Source organism: Paenibacillus sp. JT22N1, from assembly GCF_059692155.1.
Genome location: NZ_JCAUAW010000001.1, coordinates 564,948 through 579,890, shown reverse-complemented (window position 1 = coordinate 579,890; position 14,943 = coordinate 564,948). Strand labels below are relative to the sequence as shown.

Below are 14,943 nucleotides of genomic sequence, written 5' to 3'. Positions count from 1 at the left end.
TTATGCCGGGAGCATACATGCGCTATTCTTTGATCGATCCTACCATGGAGCCCTGCGCAAAATATTTTTGCAAAAACGGATAAATCGTTACAATCGGGATCATAGCGATGATGATGGCCGCCATTTTGATGCTGTCGCCAATCTGAGAGGCCGTTTTCTCAGCCATGCTTAAATCATTGATATCTGCTGTGCCAACGATAATCATTTGCCTTAACAGCACCTGCACCGTCCACATACTGCTCTTGCTCAAATAAATGACGGCTCCGAAGAACTCATTCCAGTGGCCGACCATAAACATAAGTCCGAATGTTGCCATAACCGGCATCGAAAGTGGCAGCACGACCGACCATAAGATCCGTACTTCCCCCGCTCCGTCCATTCGAGCTGCTTCGTCCAAGCTTTCTGGAAGCCCTTGGAAAAATGTTTTCATCACCATAATCGTGAATGCATTTGTAGCGCCCGGCAGCATCAGCGCCCAGTAAGTATTCAGCAGCCCAAGCGATTTCATCAGCAAATAATTCGGTATTAACCCGGCCGAGAACATCATCGTGAAAAAAATGATCAACATCATTGCACGCCGGCCCGGCAAAAACTTTTTGGACAATGCATAGGCAAGCGTTACAGAAAACAGCAAATTAATGGCCGTTCCGACTATTGTGATATAAATCGTATTGCCGATCGCGTTTATGAATCGATTCGTCGATAGTAAATACTTGTATCCTTCCAGCGAAAATTCTTTCGGTACGAGAAAAAAATTTCCCCCCAACGATTCTCCACCGCCGCTGAACGAAACGGCCACGATGTACAGGAACGGAATAAACACAAGCAAGCTGTAGAGCAGCATGAACAATGAATTCGTTGCATCAAATAAAGTAAATTTATCTTTTATCCGCACGTTTGTTCACCTCGATCCGGCTTAAAATACACCGTCTTCCCCCGCTTTTTTGGCAAAATAGTTGCTGACGACAACCATAATCAATCCGATTACCGAGTTGAACAATCCGGCTGCAATCCCGTAGCTGAATTGGGAGTTCGTCAAGCCTACCCGGTAAACATACAGATCGAGAACGTCGGAGACGTCTTGATTGAGCCCATTGCTCATCAGAAATACCTGCATGAAGTTCGAATCCATAATGCTGCCGACGCGAAGTATTAACAAAATGATAATGGTGCTCCTGATGCCGGGAAGGGTAATGTGCCAAATTCGCCGCCATCTGCCGGCGCCATCCATCTTGACCGCTTCATAAAGCTCAGGATTTACGCCTGCAATCGCCGCCAGGAAAATAACCGTTCCCCATCCCGCTTCCTTCCAAATCCCCTGAAAAACTGCGAGCGACCGAAACCACTCATTGCTAGTCATGAAAGCGAATTCCTTGCCGATCGTGTCGGCCAAATAATGGTTAATGACGCCGGACGGCCCGAAGAAAATGAGCGTAATCGCCACGATCACGACCCAGGAAAGAAAATGCGGCAAGTAGACGACCGTCTGAACGATTTTTCTCATCAGTACAGAGCGCAGCTCGCTCAACATAATCGCCAATAAAATGACAAACGGAAAATAAAAGGTCAAATTATAGAAGCTTAACATCAGCGTGTTCTTGAGTAGAAGAAAGAACGATTCATTTGTGAAAAACTCCTGAAAATGCTTAAAGCCTACCCATGGACTTTTCCAAAAGCCCAAAAACGGGCTAAAGTCCTGAAAAGCGAGCAAGATGCCCCACATCGGAAAGTATTTAAACACAATAAAATAGATCATTCCAGGAGCAGCCAGCAAATAAAACCACATGTATTTTTTTGCATTTTTCTTTAATATAGACTTATCCGTCGCCTTAGTATAATGCGCTTTCAAATGTGGCCCCGATTGTTCGCCCTGATACAAAGCCATCTGCAACGCCTCCTTCATTCCGTATAAGAAAGAGAATTGCCCTCCTGCTTCCGGAAGACAATTCTCTTGTATCCGCCTTACTTTTTCTGGGCGTTGTACTGCTCCATATACTCTTTGGCAATCTGGTCGCCGTACGTTTTCGTCCAGCTGTCGATTTCGGCCTTTACCGCGTCGAGCGTGCCTTCTCCGATGACGTATTTCAATGCGGCGGTACTAAGCTTCTTCAGATTGTCTGGATTTTTGGCATTCGTTTCCGAAATCATACCGCCGAATGGATTATCGATGCCTACTTTTCCAAAACTGTCGGTGATTTCTTTCATGACTTGTCTGACCGGGACAGAAGCGTCTGCGTTGACGTATAAATAGGGATCATAACGATTTTCCAGCACCCAGAGGTTCGGCTGTTCTTCCTTGAACTGCTTCAGCTGCTCAGGTGTCTGTTCCACCTTGCCATCCTTATAACTTGTAGAGTGCATGCCGATTATCCCTGCTTTCATGAACGCTTGATTTTCCTCGTTAGCCGAGAAATCAAGGAAATCGACGATTTTTTGAACCTTGTTTTTTGGCGTCGTGCTCGGAATCGCCAATAAACCATAATAACCGGCACTTGTGAAGATACCGCCTTTTCCATCCGGACCTTTCAACAAAGGAATGATAGCTAATTCCGCCTTGGCATCGGCTTTACGAATTTTGACCAGGTTGGCGCTTGGGCTGTCATTCAATTCCTGTACATTCGCCGCTCTGGCCCCGCCAATACCTTGAAGATATTGATCCACGGCCTGAGAGGATTTTAATACTGGGGCGTTTTTGTCGAATAGTCCAGCCGCCCAAGCTTGCTTTACCCAATCCAGATACTTCAAGTATTCCGGTGTTTGGATCGCATATTTAGGAACGCCATTCTCGATTCTCCATGCATTAGGCATGCCTAATGCAAACTGAACCGGTGAAAGCCAACCGAAAACCGAATAGGAGTTTGTAGGGTAGGTGACGATCGGCACGGTCTTCCCTCCGCCGGCCGGATCCTTCTCCTTGAAAGTTTTCATCGTTTGTGTATATTCGTCCAGTGTCTCCGGCATTTTCAAACCGTACTTGTCCAACCAGTCTTTACGGATCGATATGATTCCCTGCGCATCATACATTTGACGCGGGCGGGGGATACCGTATACTTTATTGTCAATCTTCGTTTGGGTCCAAGTGATTTCAGGGATCAGACTTAGATTCTTCTTGTCTTTCAGATAGGGTGTAAGGTCATAGAAGGCGCCCTGTTTGACGTAGTTGGCAAACACGGTATCTTTTCCATTGTCAAACAAGATGAGGTCGTAGGATGACGAATTCGCCATCGCCAAGTTGACTTTATCAGAGTATGTATCATAGGCAGCCAGTTCGAGATCAAGCTTGACGTTGCCGCGTTTCTCGATATCTTCCTTCGCTTTGTTAAGATCCGTCTTAACCTGGTCCCCGATGAGCAGCGCCTTGATTTTGGTCGGCTCATTGGAAGCCGATGCCCCGGCGGACGGTTTCGGATTCTCGGAAGCGCCGCATCCGGCCAATACCCCCGTCGTCAATAAAACCACCAGAGAAACGATCATATGTTTCTTTTTCATCCTACTTTACTCCTCTCGTTTTCCCTCTATAGTCCCTTTAAGCGAAGACTCCCCCTGCAGCAACAAATAATGCGCTTACATTTTTGTGCTACCAGCTGATATCGTTAATCTTACAGACATTTTGATTACGTTTACATGTTCTATGTTAATGGAAATGTATCCTGATTTACGGTAATTGAGGACTTCCGACAAAAAGAATATCGATCGTCTCTGTATAAGAATGTAACATCATTAGTTCAACTTATATAGACGTAAATTATTATAGAGGACTTGATCTTGGGAACAACAAGTTCATAACAAAAACCCCCGCAGCGTTAGATACGGAGGTAGAGGATGTACTCTCAAGCATGTTGCTATATTGAACTCTTGTTCTTGATCGCATTTATCCTCGATATTGACGAATATATTCGATGGCCTTCACAATATCATGCTCCGGATTTTCGCCAACTTCCCGTTCAATCGTCAAATAACCAGAATAACCAATGTCGTTCAAAGCCGTGAAATAACGGGTGAAATCGACATGCCCCTCTCCTAAAGCCAGCTCGCGGTATGTCGCTCCCGTTGCCGCAGCCTCTGCAATACTTTCATGGCTCATAGGTTCATAACCAAGCGCTCCGTATACCTCGCGTGGATCAACTTCCCTTAGACGGATGCCGTCCTTCACATGCGTGTGAACGATATAATCCTTCAAGGTGTACACCCCTTGAACCGGATCATCTCCGGTAACCATCACCATGTTAGCCGGATCAAAGTTGACGGAAACCCCGTTCGTACTGAGAGAGTCTAAGAATTGTTTGAGGTGTGCAGCCGGTTCAGGCCCGGTTTCGATGGCGAAGTAAGCGCCCATGCTCTTCGCGTACACGCCTAGTTCTTCGCAAGCACGCTGCATGGCTTCATAGATGGGATCGTTCACGTTGTTCGGCACAACGCCGATATGTGTCGTCACAATCTTCGTACCAAGCTCAACGGCTAGATCCAATATGCGTTTTGACTTCTCGATCTTGAGCGGATTGGCCAGCTGATCCTGGAAGCCATGTCCGGCAAGGTCACCGCAAAGTGCAGAGATGTCTAAACCAAGTGAATCGATGTAAACCTTCAGTTCCTTGCGCGCCACTGGGGACAACTTCGCTGGATCCATCTCGCCATTGACTGCATAAATTTGAACACCGTCAGCACCTAGTTCTTTGGCTTTCTTCAGCCCGTCGCGCACGCCCAATCGTAAGCTATCGACCATAATACCAATTGGATTCTGTATCTTCATGCTAGACCTCTTCCCACAATCTTCTGATGTTGTCGAGACCGATCTTCGTGCCGACTTTGCATTCTTCCATTCCTTCGAATTCAAGCGAGATGTACCCGTCATAGCCTGAGTTTTTGACCACACGAAGTACTTCCCTCATATCGATGTCTCCGTGACCGACAATGGCACCGCGCAAATAATTGCCGCTTATGGTCTTAAACCAGCCTTCACCCGGATTCAGATATGAAGGACGGATATAAAAGTCTTTCACATGCACGATAGAAGCATATGGCAGGTTGTTCTTCACAGCCGCCACCGAATCTTCATCGACGCACATGAAATTGCCGACATCCAGCGTTGTGCGGAAGTTCGGACGATCGACTGCTTGAACCAGAGCCTGCACCCGATCACTTGCCTGTATGAAATAGCCGTGGTTCTCGACGCTGGTCACGATGTCGTACTGTGCAGCGTAATCCGCAATTTGCCTGCATGCCTCTACTAAACGATCCAACTCTCTGTTAAAGCTGCCTATGGAATTGTCGCTGCTGCGCGCGACGTCATGCCGCATCCGCTTAACACCTAGTCTCGCCGCAAGATCGACTTCCTCCTTCACACGCGCAATCTCCTGCTCATAGGCTTCCTGCGTGTCGGTCACAAAGTTAGCCCCGATCGCATAATTCGATAGATCGATTCCACGCGATTGCGCCTTACTCCGAATCGCATCAGCTAACTCTGGCTTACCTGCCAGTTCGAATCCGGACGGCACGATCTCAACATGCTCGCCTCCTTGGTCGGCAATCCAATCGATCACACCCAGAATGTCCATTTCTCCAGATTTCAAAGCACGGACCAAACTATATGTACTGACGCCTAGCTTCATCCTCTTCACCCTCAATTTCCTTATGATTGGTTGGTTACAGCTGAATCTCTATCCCTTTGTCTGCTGATTCATAGATAGCGCATAACATTCTCATCATCGTAACGCCATCCTCAACCGGACTGATCGGTGTACTCCCCGTACGGCAGCAGGAGACGAAATGACTAACTTCGTTATAGAACGCTTCCGAAACATTGATCGATTTATCATTTGTCTGCGGTGATACATTCAAAATCGTGTCATGCTTCTCTGTAATGAAAATCAGTTCTGGCTCCACCTCTACGCCACCTTGATCTCCGTATAATTTCACAGTAGACTCACCTTTATTAGCGTGCAGCGTAAAGCTCACGTCTACGAGCAGAGAGGCCCCATTCTCGAAACGGATCAACGCGTTTGCCATATCCTCAACACCGTTCGTGTTTGGATCGTAGTCTGCAGCCTTGTAGAACGACAGGTTTCGAACATGAGCGCGATTACCCAACTTCTTGTATGTATTGCCACTGACAGAAACAGGCTTCGGCCGCCCCATCAAATACCAGCACAGATCGATAAAATGTACGCCGATATCGATGAGAGGTCCCCCGCCAGAGCGCTCTTGATCCGCGAACCAACCTCCCGGGTTACCGAGCCTGCGGAGGGAGGAAGCCTTCGCATAGTATATTTCTCCCAGCTCGCCGTTGTCGATAAACTGTTTCACGAGCTGTGCATTTGCATCGTATCGGCGCACGAAGCCCACTTGAAATGTCTTGCCAGTCTCACGCACCGCCTCTTGAATCTGAAGCGCTTCCTCGACTGTACGGCACAATGGTTTCTCTACCAACACATGTTTACCAGCGCGCAGAGCGGCAATGCTGATCTCAGCATGCGTATTGTTCCACGTGCAAATACTAACCGCTTCCACTTCTGGATTAGCCAGAAGCTCCCTGTAATCCGTGTACACATGAGAGATTCCGTATTTCTTTGCTTTCTCCTCCGCCCGCGCTTGATTCAAATCGCAAACCGCATACAGTTCCACTTCTTCCAACTTCTGATACGATTGCAAGTGCAAGCCGGATATCGATCCGACACCAATGATACCAATTTTCGTTTTCGATTTGATCATGAGTGTACATCCTCCTAATATAGGGATCTTTGAACGTAGAAAGTCTCTCCGCTTTGGTTGCTTTGATGGGCATTCGCATTATACAATCAGAATAACATGCAACTTCTGGAGGTAGAATAGCCATTATGACCACATACATGGACTATACGATCAGTTCGAAACAAAAGCGCATTATTGACCGCTCTACCGATAAAAGTAAGCAGAATGTAAAATCACTTGCCATGATCAATGTCGGCCATCTGCCTAATCGTACGCTGTATCGGCACAAGGCTGTCTTTAGGCGTTATGCGGTCGTCTACATCGCTGGAGGCTCTGGCACCTATCGGGTGAATGACGGGGAGAAACAGACGGTTGGGAAAGGCAGCTTCTTCCTCTTCTTCCCCGGCGCTACTTTCGACTATGGACCCGCTAGCCATGAAACGTGGGACGAGTTTTATTTCACGATTGAAGGATCGCGCATTGGGGAGTGGCTCGACACTTGGCTGACTGAACCGGACCGAGTTCGGCAAGTGGGCACAGATGACGCGCATCAAAGCAAAATCGATCGCATCTTCATGTTGATGGAAAGCGGCGACCCCGCCAATCTGGACCGAGCTTCCTTCCTCTTGGAATCACTCATTTACGAACTCGTACTGAGCAGCCAGCCACGCCTTCAAGCCCAGTCTGATGACCCCATGGCTACATTATTAGATGACATTGCCGCCTCCATTCATCAACCGTTTGAAGCCGATGAGGTTTGCGATCGCCATCATATTTCTTTGTCAACGCTGCGTCGAATGATTCACAAGGCTACAGGCTACTCGCTTCACGAATATGTGCACCGGCTCAAAATCTCAGAAGCCAAAAACATGCTGCTCAACACCCATCAATCCGTGAAGGAAACAGCGGCTTCGCTCGGATTCAAAGATGCATTCTACTTCTCTCGCTTGTTCAAAAAGTATGTTGGGGTTTCACCCCAGCATTTCCGCGCTAACGTATAGAAGAAATGCAATATAAAACTAATGACGGCCTTAGTTTTCAATTTCGTCTACTTTGAAAACGATCACCTCCTTACCTCTTAGTAATTTTTATTTTATGGTTGGCGTCTCTTTAAATACAAATCCTCTATATTCAGTTTCTAACTCGATTACCTTGTTGCCAATTGGGAGCCTGCTTGCTTCCCACGTGATTGCCTGTGATCCGTTGTTTGAGTCAATGTTGTCATTTAGCCTCCATCATACTTGTTGGCCAAGTCATGGTCATCTACCTCTACATGACTTACAGTTGCCCTTACGCAGAAACACCCTTTGTACAAAAGAGCCGGACCACCAGGCCCCAACCTCTACATAATAAATACTCTGAACAACAAAAACCCGAGGCTGCGGCCCCAGGGGTTTATTTACATTCGCATCACAATGTTAATATTTCTGAGCCTATTTCTCCCATTTCACTTTCAATGCACTTTTCACTCCGGCAAAAGCTTGCTCCGCTTGTTCAGCTAGTAACATGAACAAGCGAATGTGAAGCTTTTTCCACGTAGATGTTTAATAATTGTAAATACTATACATCAGTGCAGCCGATTCCGCTCTAGTCGTTGTATCCTTGGGGTGTATGCCATTGCTATAGCCATTCACTAACCCAGATTTCACTAGTGCAGCAACACTATTAGCTGCGTAAGTCGAAATGTTGGATACGTCGTTAAATACCACTAAATCAGCTGCCGATACGTTGATGTTCAGCTTATTCGCTGCTCGAAGCGCCCGCTCCGTTAACACCATCATATCTTCTCTTGTGATAGGAGCGAGCGGGTTGAACAAATTATCTCCACTGCCATTCGTAATGCCTTCCCCTCTGGCAATTCTCAATGCTTCATCGTAATATGCGCCCTCTTGAACATCGGCAAACGGGCTTCCTAGGGTTCCTTGGAGATCAAGCGTTCGAACCAACAGAGCAATGAAATCGGCACGGGTGACTTGCTGAGTCGGATTGAATTCTCTGTCTGATGTGCCATTAATAATCCCTTTGGACGCCAACGCCTCAATTTGTTTTTTCGCCCAATCCACCGAAAAGATATCATCAAATGTCTTTTCTACAAACGAAACGGCGTACGAATTGAAATTCGTCGTTGAGAAGGTTACTTTTCCAGTTGAAGGATCATACTTCCCGTTGGGTACTGCGTTGATTTTTCCTTTTCCGTCTATATACCAGACAACAATATGCATAGGGTTCTTCAGTTCTTCTACGGTAGGCACATAGGGGACACTCACTATCACTGGTGCTTTCGGATTATTCCAAGAAATCGTTTTATCTCCTGCTTGAACATTAAGATCAATCACCGGATGCGCTCCGACTTCTTTCTTCTTGTTAGCATCCCATGTGCTGGTATCTACTTGAGCTATACGAATGCCAACCTTTCCATCAGGCAAGCTTTTCCCTTCGAACATATTATCCGGAACGACCACGGAGGCAATGGCGGTTTTAATTTCTATTTGAAACGTTTTCTTCTTGCTAGAAATCGCATCTGAAGGAAATTGCTGTATATATTGTTTTGCTCCCGCTACCACTTCCACTTCAATACTAATTTTTGTTTTCGCGGATCCATCGGATTTTGCTTCCCGGATCGCCTTATCCCAAGCAACCGAATCAATAGTAGAAGTGACGGTATTCGTATCCTTATCGAAGCTTACTTTTGGCTTAACAACAATTGTATGTATGTTATTGTTGTTGTTCCCGTTGTTGTTGTTGTTGCCGTTACCGTCACCGTCACCGTCACCGTCACCGTTACCGTTACCATTACCATTACCATTACCATTACCATTACCGTCACCGTTACCATTACCATTACCATTACCGTTACCAGTAGATGTTTCTATATTAGCCGACACCTTCGCACTGCTTGTCACTTCCTCAGCAATTTCCCTTGAGTTTACAAGTGTCACACTTGAAAGTGCAACTTCGGCGGAGCCCTCTTTAATCGCTTTAAAGGTGATTGTAGCCAGTTTCGCCTCCCCATTTTGGCCAGTTGCATTGCCTAGTAACGAATGAGCGATTTGAATCTTATTGCCCTCAACCTTGGGATCCATTGCGAATCCACCACTTTCGCTATCAGCATCCACGTACTCCAAACGGTTGGTATCGTATGTTATATTGATTTCATATCCGTATAGATCGGTTAAATTCGTTCCATTGACCATGACTTGAAATTGATCACCAAGGGATGGATTTCCTTTAGTCATGGACATTGAAAAAGCAGGACCTGTATTTGCGTTTAAAACGCCCGCAGGAATCAAGGATACACTTAACAGTAAAGTCAGCATGAAAACAACTATTTTTCTTATCATTTAAATCGATTCACCCTCTCGGAAATATATCTGACATATAGTTGAGGAGGATAGCATCTCTGCTATCCTCCTACATCGTTATTGATTTAAAATCTTTTTAGCAATGGCTACGAGGTCGATAATCGAAATCTTGTTATCTTGGTTGATATCATATCTACGAATATCTTTCCAGTCACTACTAGCAGATGTTAATCCATAGTGAGAGGATATGAAGGCCAAATCACTAATATCTGCGTTCACATTTATTACTCCTACAAAAGTCTGTATCGCAGCATTCAGCTTAACAACTTCCTGGTTCACACCATTTTGGGTAGCATTGGTATCACTAGATAACGCACTTGCACTATTAATGGCTTCATTGAGAGCTTTGACTGCATTTTCTGAATATTGTCCCCACATAAAACCAATCGACGCAGACGCTGCCTGAGCTTGCGCCTCCGCAATCTTCGCAATCAGCATCGCTTTATTAGCAGACAATTGCAGTCCAGTTATTGCTGTTTGAAGATTCGTTGTCGCTGTATCCACTTGTTCTTGTGTAGCATTCACATCGTTCTGTAATGTGATTGCTGATCTTAGCGCCGTCTGCAGTGCCGCCCATGTCGACGCTGTATAATTGGCGCTATTCAGCGCTTGAGCAGCCGTAATCAAGGTGTTCAAAGCTGATTTATCCACGGCAAGAATTTGTACGACAAAGGTAGATCCGCTGTTCAACTTCGTCTTCTGACCGTTTGCATCAGCAATAATGACATTGCTTAAGTAAACAGAACTAGTAACCGTCTGAACAACAGGAAGAGCTTGGAAATGCATGTTCAGAATGTTTTCCGTACCTGTCAACGTGCCGTTTGGATTCGTGCTAGCCATAAGAATTCTCACTTTCCCCGGCGAATCCAGTTCACCTACAACCGCGAAACCACTGATTAAAGAGTCGATGGCATTTAATTTTAATTGCGTCGGATCATAGTTAACTGTCAGTTCCTTCGCGTATACAATTTGTGTGACATTACTCATTCCGTATGTCACATCAAACGACTGACCAGAAATGACGCTTGTAGCTCCAGTTAATGTCGTTTTAGGTGCACGTGCAACAGAGTATTGCTGAACGACTTCACGTGCTTTTAACGTTCGATTGAACATTTGTAGTTCGTCGAATTCAACTTTTGCATGACCAGAAAGATTCCCTTTTCCGTCTATACCCAATTTCGTAGTCAACCCGGAATCGATCGATCCCACACTTTTGGAAATATCAACGCTTGCGATCAATTCTCCATCTTTATAAAAATCAGCGTACCCATCATAAGTTCGGTCATGGGATATGGCGATAAGATGCCATTTATTATCCGCTACGTTCGGTATGACGTAATCTAACGGCACACTGCCTGAAGTCTTATAGCTCCAATGCAAACTGCCACTTTCAAGCCCGACAGACCAACCTGTATTGGCAGGATTGGAACCGTCTTTATTGGAAATCAGCACTCGATTATCTGTTGATGCCGCTGATTTTAACCAGAACGACAAAGCAAAATCCTTAGAGTCGCCGAATTGGGTGTTGATCAGATCCAGATATTGATCAGGCGCGTCGAGATGCAGCGCTTTGCCGGCTATTCCGGAAACATATGTCGGATTGCCGTATACAGCTGCGCTAACGCCCCTTGCGATATCGGTTACGTTATTTTCAAAGCTCATCATTAACATTGCCGGTTTTTGTCCCGCGATGTCGTCAACAGTAATGATACATGTGTCTGTGAAGTTACCGTCTTCGGTTCGAACCGTAACGATAGCAAAACCGGGATTCAGTGCTTCAACAACAGCATCTGTTCCCTCCGGCAAACCCGTTACTTGTACGATCGTCGGGTCGCTGGTTTCCCATATTACTTTTTGATTCGTTGCAATTAATGGGGAAATGATCGCATGAAGATTAGCTGTCTGGCTTTCCCGAATTTCAAGAGTCGGTGAGCCCAGTTTAACTCCACTCACCGGGTTCGACGGACCGGTAACCGTAACGTTCGCGATCGCCTGGAACCCTCCATCGGCTGTGGTTACTGTGATTTTCGTTGTCCCCCCGGACACAGCCGTCACGATTGCTGTTCCATTCGGGCTGCCAGTAACGGACGCAACGTACGGGTTGCTACTTTTCCATGTAACATTCGCATTATCCGGATTAAATGGAGCAATAATGGCATTAAGCTGAGTAGTATCTCCCTTGTTCAAAGTAACAGCCGTTTGATCGACGGCAACTCCTGTGGCAAAGACTTGTCCTTCCTTAAATAAACCAGCCGCTTCCTCAGCCGTTACGGCTTTTCTAAAGAATCTCAACTCATCGAGGATGACGTTGGATTTGCCTAACAACTTTCCTTTCCCATCGGCTCCGATTTTTGGCGTAAACGGAGTGTCAATGTCCCCCATGATCGAGCTGATGTCGTAAGCTGAGATTTCAACGCCGTCCCGATAAAATCTGGCCATTCCATCCCGTTTGTATGAAAAAATCACATGGTGCCATTGGTTATCGACAACACCGTTCATATTCATGACCGTACTCGTATTACCAGATGTGGTGTAGCTGGCTCTGATTATATTTCCAGTGGCGGAAATATTCCAGCCAGTGTTCGCACTATTGCTTGAATCCTTGTTGGAGATAATGGAATTTCCCACGTTATCCCTGGTTGGAATTTTTATCCAAAAGGCAATGGTAAAATCAGTGTTTCTACCAAATTTGAAAAATTGATCCGAGTTGGCAAGATCCAGATATGTCGCATCGGTTACGCTGGTTGCATTCAGCTGCAGCGCTTTGCCAAACTTGCCGGGCACATATACAGGAGAAAGCCCGTTAACCTTTATTTTCGTATTCAATGGTGAAGTATCGGTCACATTATCATCGAACTTCAAGTGAAGCAATTCTTCGCTCGTTGGTTGCTCCGTTACTTTTACCATGCAATCCTGCGTGAAATTACCATCCTCGGTACGTACGGTAATTATGGCCGTCCCAACCTTTAAGCCAAGAATATTAGCATCTGTCGTACTGTTCATACCTGAGACCTGCACGATATTCGTATCGCTGGATGACCAGATCAAGTTTTTATTCAACGCATCAGCAGGGGATACAGTAGCATGAATCGGTACTGTTTGATTCGTCATCAATTGCATATTCGCCTGATCAAGTAGGATTCCGTTAACGGGCACATTGACTGTAATATTTGAGACGACAGTATATCCCGCGTCGTCCACTGCTGCCGCTGTAATAGCCGCGATTCCACCGTTAATCGCTTGGATAGTCGCAGTACCATTCACACCTGCCGTGACCGTAGCTACGCTTGGATTACTACTTGTCCAAACGACATTGGGATTAGCCGCATTCACCGGCGCAACTGTTGCCATCACTTGTGTCGTTTGGCCTTTCCCGAGTGTTACAGAAGGTTTGTCTATCGATATCCCTGAGACTCTGATATAGTCAGGTGCATCCACTCTAACATTCGCAGATGCCTTGAAACTACCATCATAGGTTGTGGATGTTACTGTCGCCATTCCAGGACGATTAGCGCTCAGTGTTGTGGTTCCGCCCGTTGCGGTTACGGACACGACAGTAGGGTCGCTGCTTGTCCAAGAAACTCTGGGATCGTTCGCATTTGCAGGTGAAACAACAGCCGTTAATGCTTTGGTTTCACCCTGCGACATTCTTACGTTCGGCTGATCGAGAGTTACCCCGGTTACTGGGACACGTGTAATGACTTGGAATGTCTTGCGATCCAGCACCGTATATCCATCATTGAACAGAAGTAGAGCATCATAAGTACCTTGGGCCAGCGCATTGTCTAAACTAACTTTACCATCCCCGGCTTTTGCATAAGTCCATACTAACGATGAGCCGGAATTTGGAGGTATAGCCCCAGTCTTGTAGATGCCGACCCAATCCTTTCCATTGACTGCGGCTCCTGTGTACGATAAGGTGATGGGTTCTCCTACTGTATACTGGAGTTTGTCCATCGTGATTCCGTTAACAGGATTGACCGTAACATTCGTTACTGCAGAATGTCCACCGTCCGATGATACCGCAGTAATTGCAACCGTTCCGACGTTTAACGCTTGGATCGTTGCCATACCATATACACCTGCAGTAACCGTAGCTACACTCGGGTTGCTGCTTGTCCACAACACGTTGCGGTTACTCACATTCGTCGGTGTGACCGTAGCTGTTAGTTGCGCCGTTTGGCCTTTCTTCATCGTTACGGCAGGTTTGTCTATCGTAATCCCCGTTACATTGATATTTTCTGATGAGACTGTAACATTTGAAGATGCTACAAAATTGCCATCATAGGTTGTTGTAGTCACTGTTGCCGTCCCGCTACGATTGCCGGTCACTGTAGCAATACCGCCTGATGCGGTAATGGACACGACAGTAGGGTCGCTACTAGTCCACGAAACTCTAGGATCTGTCGCATTAGCGGGTGTAATAATAGCCGTTACTACGACAGATTTGCCTTGAGTTATACTTACGCTCGGCTGATCAAGAGTCACACCTTTTACAGGAACGACGACTTGGAATGTCGTACGAGCCAACTCCGTATAACCGTTATTGGATAGAAATACAGCATCATAAACACCTGGTGCCAGCCCTTTGGTAAAACTCAAACTACCGTCCCCAGCTTTTATATTTTTCCAATCTAACGATGGATTAGAGCTAGCAGGTGTAACTCCAGTTCGGTAGATACCTATCCAATCCTTCCCATTGAGGGCAGCCCCTGTATACGCTAGGGTAATGACTTCCCCTTGCATGTATTGGGGTTTGTCCATGATTACAGACCGACCAGCGGCTGCACCAGCGCCATGAACGAAAGATGCAGCGAATATGTTGAAGATCAACATCATGATTAAAGAAAGACAACCGGTTCTATGCACCGTTTTTCGGTATCCATTTTTGAAT

Annotated in this window: 9 protein-coding genes; 1 reads left to right on the top strand and 8 read right to left on the bottom strand. The window is 46.1% G+C overall.

Translation table 11 applies throughout. The features are described from left to right. Positions 1–22: 22 nt before the first annotated feature. The 6 genes from AC58UU_RS02635 to AC58UU_RS02610 all read right to left on the bottom strand — a co-directional run bounded on the left by AC58UU_RS02635 (position 23) and on the right by AC58UU_RS02610 (position 6,708). Complete coding sequence (locus AC58UU_RS02635; protein WP_497312699.1) at positions 23–895, bottom strand: carbohydrate ABC transporter permease; 873 nt, start codon at positions 893–895, stop codon at positions 23–25. A gap of 21 nt (positions 896–916) precedes the next feature. Continuing rightward, on the bottom strand, positions 917–1,885 hold the full coding sequence (locus tag AC58UU_RS02630) for an ABC transporter permease (protein ID WP_497312696.1): 969 nt from the start codon (positions 1,883–1,885) through the stop codon (positions 917–919). Positions 1,886–1,962: 77 nt separating this feature from the next. Next, entirely contained in the window at positions 1,963–3,489 is a 1,527-nt protein-coding gene (locus AC58UU_RS02625) for an extracellular solute-binding protein (protein ID WP_497312694.1), read from the bottom strand. Between the two features lie 382 nt (positions 3,490–3,871). Then, positions 3,872–4,750, bottom strand: a complete 879-nt coding sequence (locus AC58UU_RS02620; protein WP_497312692.1) for a sugar phosphate isomerase/epimerase family protein — start codon at positions 4,748–4,750, stop codon at positions 3,872–3,874. A gap of 1 nt (position 4,751) precedes the next feature. After that, entirely contained in the window at positions 4,752–5,609 is an 858-nt protein-coding gene (locus tag AC58UU_RS02615) for a sugar phosphate isomerase/epimerase family protein (RefSeq protein WP_497312690.1), read from the bottom strand. Between the two features lie 34 nt (positions 5,610–5,643). Next, positions 5,644–6,708: a Gfo/Idh/MocA family protein gene (locus AC58UU_RS02610; protein WP_497312688.1), complete on the bottom strand. Its 1,065-nt coding sequence runs from the start codon at positions 6,706–6,708 to the stop codon at positions 5,644–5,646. A 125-nt stretch (positions 6,709–6,833) separates the two neighbouring features. Here AC58UU_RS02610 and AC58UU_RS02605 point away from each other — a divergent pair, with 125 nt between their 5' ends. Continuing rightward, positions 6,834–7,688 carry a helix-turn-helix domain-containing protein gene (locus tag AC58UU_RS02605; RefSeq protein WP_497312687.1) on the top strand — a complete coding sequence of 285 codons (855 nt, stop codon included), beginning with the start codon at positions 6,834–6,836 and terminating at the stop codon, positions 7,686–7,688. Between the two features lie 543 nt (positions 7,689–8,231). Here AC58UU_RS02605 and AC58UU_RS02600 read toward each other — a convergent pair. Together AC58UU_RS02600 and AC58UU_RS02595 are read right to left on the bottom strand one after the other, a co-directional pair. Then, a complete protein-coding gene (locus AC58UU_RS02600; RefSeq protein ID WP_497312685.1) occupies positions 8,232–10,004 on the bottom strand; it encodes an S-layer homology domain-containing protein in 1,773 nt (590 codons plus the stop codon). Positions 10,005–10,106: 102 nt separating this feature from the next. Beyond that, complete coding sequence (locus tag AC58UU_RS02595) at positions 10,107–14,888, bottom strand: Ig-like domain-containing protein (protein ID WP_497312683.1); 4,782 nt, start codon at positions 14,886–14,888, stop codon at positions 10,107–10,109. Between the last annotated feature and the right edge of the window lie 55 nt (positions 14,889–14,943).